Source organism: Kitasatospora sp. NPDC056327, from assembly GCF_042261735.1.
Lineage (GTDB): Bacteria > Actinomycetota > Actinomycetes > Streptomycetales > Streptomycetaceae > Kitasatospora.
The window spans coordinates 2,104-3,685 of sequence record NZ_JBHJRC010000468.1 but is presented as its reverse complement, the minus strand read 5'-3'; the positions used below and the strand labels follow the sequence as shown (position 1 = coordinate 3,685).

Annotated in this window: 1 protein-coding gene; it reads right to left on the bottom strand. The window is 76.0% G+C overall.

Translation table 11 applies throughout. The annotated features are described in order from the left end of the window. Positions 1–110: 110 nt before the first annotated feature. Entirely contained in the window at positions 111–1,124 is a 1,014-nt protein-coding gene (locus ACFCX4_RS35280) for a zinc-dependent alcohol dehydrogenase (RefSeq protein ID WP_376151402.1), read from the bottom strand. Between the last annotated feature and the right edge of the window lie 458 nt (positions 1,125–1,582).

Sequence of the window (1,582 nt, the reverse complement as noted above, 5' to 3'; positions counted from 1 at the left end):
GCCCCGGCCGGGGGATCCGGTCGGGGCCGAGCGCCGTCGTGCCGTGGTGCGTCGTCGTGCCGCCGTGCGGCGCGGCACCGTGCTGCCATTACTGCCGTGCTGCCGTGCGGTCAGCGAAGGTCGAACACCAGCCGGGCGGAGACCTTGCCGTTCAGCACCTCGTCGAAGCAGTCGTTGACGTCGTCGAGGCGGCGGGTCTCGCGGATGACCCGGGTGCGGCCCAGGGCGTGCAGCCGGAAGACCTCGGCGAGGTCCTGACGGGTGCCGACGATGGAGCCGATCACCCTGGTCCCGTTCAGGACGGTGTCGAAGACCGGCAGGTCGAGCGCACCCTCGGCGGGCAGCGCGACCAGCACCAGGCTCCCGCCGCGGCGCAGCGAGGCGTAGGCGGTCCGGAAGGAGGCGTTGCTGACGGCGAGGGCGATCGCGGCGTGGGCGCCGCCGAGCCCCTGCACCTCGGCGGCGACGTCCTGGACGCGGGCGTCGAGGACGTGGTCGGCCCCGAGCTCGCGGGCCAGGGCGAGCTTGTCGTCGGTGACGTCGACGGCGATGGTCTCCGCGCCGCTGATCCGCGCGTACTGGAGGGCGAGGTGCCCGAGGCCGCCGATGCCGGAGATCAGCACCCGGGTGCCGGCACCGGCCCCGGAGACCTTGAGCGCCTTGTAGGTGGTGACACCGGCGCAGGACAGCGGCGCGGCGTCGAGCGGGTCGATCCCGTCGGGGACGGGCACCACGTAGTCACCGTGCGCGAGCGCGAACTCGGCGTAGGCGCCGTCGACGGAGTAGCCGCTGTTGTGCTGGAGGGTGCAGAGGGTCTCCCAGCCGGAGACGCAGTGGTCGCAGCGCCCGCAGGCGTCCGCGAGCCACGGGATGGCCACCCGCTCGCCGACCCGGACGTGCCGGACCTCGGCGCCGGCCGCCTCGACGACGCCGACGCCCTCGTGACCGGGGACGAACGGCGGGCTCGGCTTGACCGGCCAGTCGCCGTGGGCGGCGTGGATGTCGGTGTGGCACAGGCCCGAGGCCTCGATCCGCACCCGCACCTGGTGCGGGCCGGGCTCGGGAACCGGGCGCTCCTCGATCACGAGCGGCTGGGTGAAGTCGTGGACGACGGCGGCCTTCATGTTCCTGCTCCTGCCCTTCGTGCCGACGGGGCCGTTCCGGACCCCCCGGACCCCGTTCCCCTCCATCCCACGCCACCCGGGCACGGCCCGCCAGGGCCGGACGGGTGATCCCGGCGGGCCGATGGTCCCGCGGCCGCCGGGCCGTCCGGGCCCCGCCCCGCCTCCGCGTGCCGCGGCCGGCCCCGGAACGGCGCGCCGGCCGGACCGGAACCGCCCACGGCCGGACGGCGCGCGACCGCCCCGGCGTGTCGGCGGGTACCCGAAGCATCGGTGTCCGGGGTGCCCGGTACGCTCCCAGGCGGTGATCGTCATCACCCGGCCGCCGAGGGGACGCGCGCGCCGCCACGAAACGAGGGGGACTCCATCGTGTTGTTCAGTCACACCTCCGCCCCGCAGCGGTGGCGCGGCGCCGCGGCCCCCCCGGGGGGCGCCCGCCCGATAACACGCCCCGCGGGCGC

What these genes read in the sequence shown, in the direction of transcription:
- ACFCX4_RS35280 (WP_376151402.1), bottom strand. Translation starts at nt 1,124, where the DNA reads ATGAAGGCCGCCGTCGTCCACGACTTCACCCAGCCGCTCGTGATCGAG.